Source organism: Nocardiopsis synnemataformans, assembly GCF_965343085.1.
GTDB classification, from domain to species: domain Bacteria; phylum Actinomycetota; class Actinomycetes; order Streptosporangiales; family Streptosporangiaceae; genus Nocardiopsis; species Nocardiopsis alborubida.
The window spans coordinates 45475-54731 of record NZ_CBDRFA010000029.1; the positions used below are offsets into that span (position 1 = coordinate 45475).

6 protein-coding genes are annotated in these 9257 nt (G+C 73.2%); 2 read left to right on the forward strand and 4 right to left on the reverse strand.

Annotated features, from left to right (window positions below; translation table 11 throughout):
* Window positions 1-92 precede the first annotated feature (92 nt).
* Both ACSIH6_RS18110 and ACSIH6_RS18115 read left to right on the forward strand, forming a co-directional pair.
* On the forward strand, window positions 93-1115 hold the full coding sequence (locus ACSIH6_RS18110; protein ID WP_435109486.1) for a flagellar associated protein: 1023 nt from the start codon (window positions 93-95) through the stop codon (window positions 1113-1115).
* A 211-nt stretch (window positions 1116-1326) separates the two neighbouring features.
* The gene (locus tag ACSIH6_RS18115; RefSeq protein ID WP_435109487.1) at window positions 1327-2466 is read left to right on the forward strand and encodes a hypothetical protein; all 1140 of its coding nucleotides are present in this window, start codon (window positions 1327-1329) and stop codon (window positions 2464-2466) included.
* A gap of 243 nt (window positions 2467-2709) precedes the next feature.
* Here the strand turns inward: ACSIH6_RS18115 and ACSIH6_RS18120 are convergent, their stop codons facing one another.
* The 4 genes from ACSIH6_RS18120 to nuoL form a co-directional block, all read right to left on the reverse strand.
* The gene (locus ACSIH6_RS18120) at window positions 2710-3714 is read right to left on the reverse strand and encodes a polyprenyl synthetase family protein (protein ID WP_435109488.1); all 1005 of its coding nucleotides are present in this window, start codon (window positions 3712-3714) and stop codon (window positions 2710-2712) included.
* 267 nt (window positions 3715-3981) lie between these two features.
* A complete protein-coding gene (gene nuoN / locus ACSIH6_RS18125; RefSeq protein ID WP_435109511.1) occupies window positions 3982-5631 on the reverse strand; it encodes an NADH-quinone oxidoreductase subunit NuoN in 1650 nt (549 codons plus the stop codon).
* 8 nt (window positions 5632-5639) lie between these two features.
* On the reverse strand, window positions 5640-7307 hold the full coding sequence (locus tag ACSIH6_RS18130; RefSeq protein ID WP_435109489.1) for an NADH-quinone oxidoreductase subunit M: 1668 nt from the start codon (window positions 7305-7307) through the stop codon (window positions 5640-5642).
* 1 nt (window position 7308) lies between these two features.
* A complete protein-coding gene (nuoL, locus tag ACSIH6_RS18135; protein ID WP_435109512.1) occupies window positions 7309-9252 on the reverse strand; it encodes an NADH-quinone oxidoreductase subunit L in 1944 nt (647 codons plus the stop codon).
* Window positions 9253-9257 lie beyond the last annotated feature (5 nt).

Consider the following 9257-nt stretch of genomic DNA (forward strand, 5'->3'; position numbering starts at 1 on the left):
AACTACCCTCTGTGACTCTGTGCTAACGTCAGGTCGCGAGTCGGGGATCTCCCCCGGCTCGGACCAGGCCGCACGTCCCGGAGGGCCCTCCCATGCCTCGCACCAGCCGAACGGCACGCGCCACGCGCGCCGTCGCGGCCGTGTGCCCTGAGGCTCCCTCCCTGCTCCTGCTGCCGCTGCTGGCCGGGGCGCTGCTGGTCGGCCTGTGGCTGCTCGGCGCGGCCCCCGCCTCCGCCGACTCCGACTCCGGCACGGGCGCCTCCCGCTCCCTGCTCGGCGAGGGTTCGCTCACCGCCGGTCGGCTGTCGGACGGCTTCTCCGGCACCTCCGGGAGCCATGACCGCGCCTCCTCGGAGCGCACCGCCCCGCACCACACCCTGCGGGACCGCGACTCCTCCGACCGCGTCTCCCTGGACAGCGCGTCCCTGGACGCCTCCTCCCTCCGGCTCGGGGACTCCGGCCGCCTCGGCGAGGTCGTCCCCGAGGGCGTCGGCCAGGTGACCGAGCCGGTCGCCTCCACCCTCGGCACGGTGCACCGGCGCCTCGAGCACGGGGCCGAGCGCACCGCCGCCGAAACCGCCGCGGTCCTGCCCGAGGCCGCGTGGCCGGTCGCCGGGATGGGCGAGGGCGCACGGCGTGTGGTCCGCGGACTCGACCGCGACGGCCACACCGCCGGGGGACTCCTCTCCCCCGTGGCCTCCGCGGTCTCCGCGATCTCCGCGATCTCCGATCCCGCCCCGGAGCCTGACGGCGACGGCTCCGGAACCGGCCCGCGCGAGCGGTCGGAGGACGACGGCGCCGTTGGCGGGACCGCGCACGAGACCGTTCACGGGCACGGCGCCGCCCTCCCCGCGGACACCGCCGGGGCCTCCGCCGGTGAGGACCGGAGCGAGCGGCCGGGCCCCGCGGCCCCGGTCCCCGGTTCCTCCGCCCACCAGCTCACCACCGGTTCGGCCGCGCCCGCAGGGGGCTCCGCCCCCGTTCCCGCCGTCGCGGGCTACCTCACCGCGGCGCCCGTCACCGCGCCCTCCGCCGACGCCGTCCTGCTCGCCGCCCGGGCCCTGCTCACGGTGCCCGGCGGCCCCAGCGACGACCCCACGGTCTCGCCCGACTAGGACGCGCCCCTCCCGCGCGGACGCACGCTCCCGCGCACGGACCCGTCCCAGCCCGGCCCTCCGCGCGCCCTCTGGGAGCTGACCTGAGTCCCGTGCCCCGTTCACGGAATTCACGCCAGCCGGTGGTCCGCCCCGGCTCCGGCCGAGCGCGCCCCACGCGTTTGGCCCCCCGTATCCACTGATCCAGAGCACAACCTCCGAAGGGAAACCCATGACGCAGGTCAAGCGCATATCAGCCAGGGCCGTCCTCCTCGCCGCCGGAACGGCCGGCTTCGTCGCCCTCGGCGCCGGGGTCTCCGGTGCCGAGACCCTCTCCTCGCCCGTCCACGAGATCGCGCCCGTCGTCGAGCGCGCCCTGGTGGAGGGCGTCGCCCCCACCCTGAACAGCGTGGCGCCCGAGGGCGTCGGGCCGATCGCCGACAGCGCCCTGTCGGAGCTCCAGGAGACCGCGCACAACCCCGACAAGCCCGCTCCCGACCTGTCCGCCCCGCTGCCCGAGGGGGAGGACATCCGAACCCCGCTCGGCGAGGTGCCCAACCCGACCTCCGAGCTGGCCGACACCGTCTTCGAGGTCCAGGACGCCACCGGCCTGGACGGCGACCCCCACGACACCATCGGCCACGACGCCGGGCGGGCCCTGGAGCACGGCGGCCACCGGGCGGGCGAGGCCGTGGAGGAGACCGCCGTCACGGTGCTGCCGCACACCCTGGAGTCGGTCTACGGGCTGCGCGAGCAGGTGGACCTGCCCCGGGTCGACCAGGTCGCCCAGCTGCCGGACACCTCCCGGCTCCACGACGTCGCCAGGCTGCCCGACACCTCGGACCTGTCCTCGGTGACCGGCGGCAACAGCCTGGCGCTGGACGGCGCCGAGGCCCCCGCCCTGGAGGACGCCCTGGGACTGGGCGGCTCCTCCACCGTGCGGCAGAGCGCGTCGGCGCCCGCGACACCCGGCCTGGGCGACCTGGCCGACGCCCTCAAGAGCGGTTCCGAGAGCGGCGACCTCCGGGCCGCCGAGCTCCAGCCCCTGAACGTGGAGGGCCCCCTGGCCGAGTCCGAGGTGCCCCGCCTCTCCGGCACCGGCGTGCCCGTGGTCGACGACGCGGTGGACTCCGTCGTGCCGCAGCTCGCCGACGCCGGGGTGCCCGGGGTCGCGGAGGGCGTCAACACCGAGACCGCCGAGGACCTGGTGGCCGCGCTGAGCCGGGGCACGGACCTGCTGAACGACGTGGACACCAGCGACCTGCTGTCCGTCGAGGGCGGCACCGTCCCGCAGGAGACCCCCGCGGGCATGACGCAGCACCCGACCTTCATGGACCTGCCCGGTTCCGAGGCCCTGCCCGTCGTGAGCTAGGTGTCCTGACCCACGACCCCGCACAGCCGGCGGGCGCGACGGCTCTCCCCCGCCGCGCCCGCCGGTCCCGGGGCGGCCCGCCGGGCACCTGAACGGAATCCCACCGCGACACCGGCACGGCCTCCCCGCACGGCGGGACTGAGAGAACGGCGACGGCGCCGCCCCACCGGGCGGCGCCGTCGTCAGTCCTTGGGTCCCTTGTCCCTCGGTCGCGCGGGCGTCCTCGTGGACACCCGCGGGAGGTCAGCCCGAGCGCTCGACCACGTAGTCGCACAGCGCCTCGAAGGCGCCCCTCGCCGGGCTCTCGGGCAGGGTCGCCAGCTCCGCGCGCGCCTTGTCGGCCCAGCCGCGCAGGGTGGCCTCGGCCTCGGCCATCGCCGGGTGCACCCGCAGCAGCGCCAGCGCCTCCTCGGCCTCCTCGTCCCCCAGCGGGCGGCCCAGCAGCGACTTGAGCCGCTCGTCCGCCGCGTCCTGGGAGCGCAGCGCGTAGAACATCGGCAGGGTCAGCACGCCCTCGCGCAGGTCCGTCCCCGGGGTCTTGCCCGAGTCCGTGCTCTCGCTCGCCACGTCCAGCAGGTCGTCGGCCAGCTGGAAGGCCATCCCCAGCGCGTCGCACGCCCGCGTGACCGTCCCGATCGTCTCGGGGTCGACCTTGCCGAACATGCCGCCGAACTCCGCCGACGACGCGATCAGGGACGCCGTCTTGTCGCTGATCACCCTCAGGTAGTGGTCCAGCGGGTCGGTGCCCTCCTGCGGACCGGAGGTCTCCAGGATCTGCCCCTGCACCAGGCGCCCGAACGTGGTCGCCTGGAGCCGGACCGCCTCGGTGCCCAGGTCGGCGAGCATCTCCGAGGCGCGGGCGAACACGTAGTCGCCGGTCAGGATGGCGACGCTGTTGCCCCAGCGCTGGTTGGCGCTGGGCTCGCCGCGCCGCAGCTCCGCCTCGTCCATGACGTCGTCGTGGTAGAGCGTGGCCACGTGGGTGAGCTCCACCACGGCCGCGGCCGGGATGAGGTCGGGCACGGACGGGTCCCCGAAGTGGGAGGCCAGCAGCACCAGGGTCGCGCGGAAGCGCTTGCCCCCGGCCACCAGCAGGTGGGACGCCGCCTCGGTCAGCAGGGGGTCGCTCGACGCGACCGACTCCCGCAGCAGGTCCTCGACCTTCTCCAGGTCGTCCTGGACCTCCCGGGCAAGGGCATCGTCGACTCTCGGCAGAGCGAGAAACCCGCTCGGGACAGCACCGCTCACCGTACAGCTCCACCTGTCGAACGGCACGGAGGTGACCCCGGGTGAGGGGGCCGCCGCGTGCTCAGCACATGAACATGATCCGACTTGCCACGGTATCCGACCCGGAATGAACAGCCAAAGCCACACCCGGGTACGGAACCGGCAGGTGACCAATCCCAGGTCAGACCCGGTAATTGGTCACTCTGCCGGTCACTTGGGGTCAGCGTTCGCGCCCGCCTCGGACCCCGCGCCCGTACCCGCCGGTCAGCGCACGTCCACGGCCGCCGGTCACTCCGCGCCTCCGGCGGATCCGGTCTCCGTGGACGCCTGGTCCACCATCACCGAGGTCGGAGCCTGGTCGGCGTCGACCGAGGGCAGCAGGTTGTCGAGCACCGCGCCCGGGTACACGCCGAGCAGCAGCGTCGCCGCCACCCCGATCGCGATGACCCCGCCCGTGGCCGCGCCCGCGCGCACCACCGTGGGGCCCTCGCCCTCCGGGTCCCGGAAGAACATCACCACGATGATCCGCACGTAGAAGAACGCGGTCACCGCGCTGCTCAGCACACCCACCACGACCAGCGGAACGGCACCGGCCGCCACCGCCGCCTCGAACACCGCGAACTTGCCGATGAAGCCGCTCGTGAGCGGGATCCCGGCGAACGCCAGCAGGAACAGCGCCAGCGCCCCGGCCAGCGCCGGCGAGCGGCGGCCCAGCCCCGCCCACCGGTCCAGGTCGCCCAGCTCCTGGCCGCCGTCCTTGGTCCGCACCAGCGTCACCACGGCGAACGCGCCCAGCGTGGTGAACCCGTAGGCCGCCAGGTAGAACATGGCGCCCGCGAGCCCGTCCGTGCTGCCCGCCACGACCGCGGTCAGGATGAACCCGGCGTGCACCACCGACGAGTAGGCCAGCAGCCGCTTGACGTCGCGCTGGGTCACCGCGATGACCGCGGCCACGACCATCGTCAGGACGGCCACCGCCCACAGCATCGGCTCCCAGGTCTGGGCCGAGCCCCCGAAGGGCACGAAGAACACCCGCAGCAGGGCCCCGAACGCGGCGACCAGCGTGCAGGAGGCCATCAGGGCCGTGATCGGGGTCGGCGCGCCCTGGTACACGTCCGGCTTCCAGTTGTGGAAGGGCACCGCGCCGACCTTGAACAGCAGGCCGACCGCCACCAGGCCGATGCCCATGAGCAGCAGCGGCTCGCCGTCGCCGCCCTGGAAGATGTCCGCGCCGCCCGCCTCGACGGCCGCGCGGATCTCGCCGAAGTTCACCGAGCCCGCGTAGCCGTAGACCATGGCGGCGCCGAACAGGAAGAACGCCGAGGAGAACGCGCCCAGCAGGAAGTACTTGACCGCGGCCTCCTGCGAGAACAGGCGGCGGCGTCGGGCCAGTCCGCACAGCAGGTACAGCGGCAGGCTCATGACCTCCAGCGCGATGAACATCGTCAGGAAGTCGTTCGAGGCCGGGAACATCAGCATCCCCAGCACCGCGAACATCACCAGCGGGTACACCTCGGTGTGCTGGGAGCCCGCCAGGATGTGCGCGCGCTCCTCCTCGCTGCCGGGCACCGTCGCCGCCTGCGCGGCGAACGCGTCGCGCCCGTCCCGGCGCTCGGAGATCAGCAGCAGGCTCACCAGCGCCAGCACGGTGATGGTGCCCTGGAAGAAGATCACCGTCCGGTCCACCGCCAGCGCCCCGGCGCCGACCGTCACCCCCGGCGCGTCCTCGGGCAGCGAGCCCACCTGGAGCACCAGCAGGACGAACGCGGCCAGCAGCGCGAGCGCCGCGAGCCCGATCTGGATGCCGCGGCGCCGCCCCTGCGGGACGAACGCCTCGAACAGCACGCCCAGCACACCGGCGGCGAACACCGTGAGCAGCGGCGCGAGCAGCCACCAGTCCAGCTGCGGCGGCGCCTCGGTGATGACGGGAAGGTCCATGTGGGGGATCACTCCGCGTCTCCTTCCTCTTCCTGGGCGCCCGCGGCGCCCCCGGTCCCGCTGTCAGGGCCCGCGCCGACCTCCACGGTGCGCTCCACCGCGGGGTTGATCACGTCCAGCACCGGCTGCGGGTACAGGCCGAGCAGGAGGATGAGCGCGAGCAGCGGGGCCACCGCCCACGTCTCCCGCGCGGACAGGTCGCGCAGTCCGGTCAGGTCCTCCCTGGTGGGTCCGTTCATGGTGCGCTGGTACATCCACAGGATGTAGAGCGCGGCCAGGACCACGCCGACCGCCGCGATGATCGCGGGGGCCGGGCTGAACGCGTACACGCCGACGAACACCAGGAACTCGCTGACGAACGGTGCCAACCCCGGCAGCGCCAGACCGGCCAGGCCCGTCACCAGGAACACCCCGGCCAGCCGGGGCGCGATCCGCTGCACGCCGCCGTAGTCGCTGATGAGCGCGGAGCCGCGGCGGGCGATCAGGAAGCCCACGACCAGGAACAGCGCCCCGGTCGCGAACCCGTGGTTGACCATGTACAGGGCGGCTCCGGCCTGTCCCTGCGCGGTCAGGGCGAAGATGCCCAGGGTGATGAAGCCGAAGTGGGAGACCGACGTGTACGCCACCAGGCGCATCATGTCGTTCTGCCCGATGGCCAGGATCGCGCCGTAGATGATGCTCACCAGGCTCAGCGCCACCACCGGCCACACGAACCAGGACACGGCCGCCGGGAACAGCTCCAGGCAGTAGCGCAGCATCCCGTAGGTGCCGACCTTGTCCAGCACGCCGACCAGCAGCACGGCGGTGCCCGGGCGCGAGGCGCCCGCCGCCGAGGGCAGCCAGGTGTGCACGGGCCACATCGGCGCCTTGATCGCGAAGGCGACGAAGAAGCCGAGGAACAGCCAGCGGGCCGTGGCCGGGTCCACGGCGGCCAGGGCGCTGCCCTCGCCGACCAGGTCGCTCCACAGGAAGGTGCCGCCGACGACGTACACGCCGATCACCGCGACCAGCATGACCAGGCCGCCGGCGAGGCTGTAGAGCAGGAACTTGACCGCGGCTCTGGCCCGGTCGTCGCCGCGCCCGTAGCGCCCGATCATGAAGTAGACCGGGATGAGCATGGCCTCGAAGAACACGTAGAACAGGAAGACGTCGGTGGCGGCGAAGACGCCGATCATCATCGCTTCCAGGACCAGGATGAGCGCGAAGTACCCGCGCCCCCCGTCCTCGCGGTCGTCGTGCTCGCGCCAGGCGGCCAGGACCACCAGGGGCACCAGCACGGCCGACATCAGGACCAGCGCCAGGGCGATGCCGTCCACGCCCACGGCGTAGCTGACGCCGAAGCGCGGGATCCAGGGGTAGACCTCCTCGAACTGGAGGGCTCCCGCCCGGGAGGTGTCGAACTGGAGGGCCATGGCCCCGAGCACGAGCAGGGTGGCGAGCGAGAAACCCAGCGTGAGCCGCTTGGCGGTCTCAGCCGGGGCCCCGCCCCTGGCCGCGGCGGCGGGCCGCACGGCCGTCGCCGTGGTGGTGGCGCCTCCGGAGGAGGCGGTGGCGGACGAGGCGGCCGAGGCCGCGGCCGTCCGCTCCGTGGCGGCCTTGGCGGTGCGCGGCAGCGCCCAGACCAGGACCGCGCCGACCGCGGGGAGCGCGATCGCGATGGTGAGCCAGGGGATCATGTCAGAACCTCACAGCCAGCGTCGCGGCGACGATGACGGCGCCGAAGAGCATGGTGAGCGCGTACGTGCGGGCGAACCCGGTCTGGACCCGGCCCAACCCGCTGGAGGAGTCGCGCACCCCGGTGCCCAGTCCGTCGACCGCCCCGTCGATGACCTTGTCCTCGATGACGAGCAGGGCCCGGGTGAGCTGCTGGCCGGGCCGCATGAGCAGGCCCTCGTTGATCTCGTTGCCGTACAGCTCGCGGCTGGCGGCGACGGTGACGAGGTTGCCCCGGGGCGCGGTGCGCTCCACCGGCCTGCGCAGGTACACCGCCCAGGCGGCGGCCACGCCCAGGACCATGACGCCCAGGGCGGCCAGTCCGTAGGGCGCGGTGAACGCGTGCACGACGTCGAAGTGGTGCGGGTGGGCCCCGGTGGCCGGGGCCAGGAAGCCCGCGAACCGGTCGCCGAGCGTGAGGAAGGCGCCCAGCGCGACCGATCCGACGGCCAGCACCACCATGGGGGCGGTCATGCTGACCGGTGACTCGTGCGGGTGCACTCCCTCGTCCCACCGCTTCTTGCCGAGGAAGGTCATGAAGACCATCCGCGACATGTAGAAGGCGGTGAGTCCGGCGCCGACGATGACGGCGGTCCCGAGCACCATGCCCTGGGTGCCGCCCACGCCGAAGGCCGCGGAGATGATGCTCTCCTTCGTCCACCAGCCCGACAGCAGCGGGAAGCCGATGATGGCCAGGTAGCCGAGGCCGAAGGTGACGAAGGTGACCGGCATGACCCGGGCCAGCCCGCCGTAGCGGCGCATGTTCACGCCGTCGTTCATGGCGTGCATGACCGATCCGGCGCCCAGGAACAGCCCGGCCTTGAAGAAGCCGTGGGTGACCAGGTGGGCGATGGCGGCCACGTAGCCGACCGGGCCGAGCCCGGCGGCCAGGACCATCATGCCGATCTGGCTCATCGTGGACCCGGCCAGGGACTTCTTGATGTCGTCCTTGGCCGAGGCGATGATCCCGCCCGCCAGCATGGTCGCGGCGCCCACGACCGTGACCACGGTCTGGGCCACCGGGGCGCCCTCGAAGATGGGTCCGGCGCGCACGATGAGGTACACGCCCGCGGTGACCATGGTGGCCGCGTGGATGAGCGCGGACACCGGGGTCGGGCCCTCCATGGCGTCGAGCAGCCACGCCTGGAGCGGCAGCTGCGCGGACTTGCCGCAGGCGCCCAGGAGCAGCAGCAGCCCGATCGCGAGCAGCACGCCGTCGCTCGCGCCCGGGACGGCCGCGAACACGTCGCTGAAGCTGACCGCGCCCAGCACCGCGAACATGATCATGATCGCGATGAGCAGGCCCATGTCGCCGACGCGGTTGATGAGGAACGCCTTCTTGGCGGCCACCGCGGCGGAGGGCTTGTACTGCCAGAACCCGATGAGCAGGTAGGACGCCAGGCCCACACCCTCCCAGCCGAGGAAGAGCAGCACGAAGTTGTCCGCGAGCACCAGCACGAGCATGGCGGCCACGAACAGGTTGAGGTAGGCGAAGAAGCGCCGCCTGCCCGGGTCCTCGGCCATGTAGCCGACGGAGTAGATGTGGATGAGCGACCCCACGAAGGTGATCAGCAGGACAAAGCTGATCGAGAGGGGGTCGACGAGCAGGTCCACCCCGGCGGAGAACTCGCCGACGGAGAACCACTCGTAGACGGGGACGGAGACGCTGCGCGCGTCGGCCGCCCTGCCGAGCAGGTCGAACAGGACGAGGAGCGCCCAGGCGAAGGAGGCGACCGGCAGGGCCGTGGCCAGCCAGTGCCCCCACTTGTCGGTGCGCCTGCCGCCGAGCAGCAGGATCGCCGCGCCCGCGAGCGGCAGGGCGATGAGCAGCCATGCGCCCGACAGCACGGCGCTGTCGGCCGCGGTCGCCACCACGGGTTCGGCGGCGAGGTACGCGTGAGATGTCACAGCCA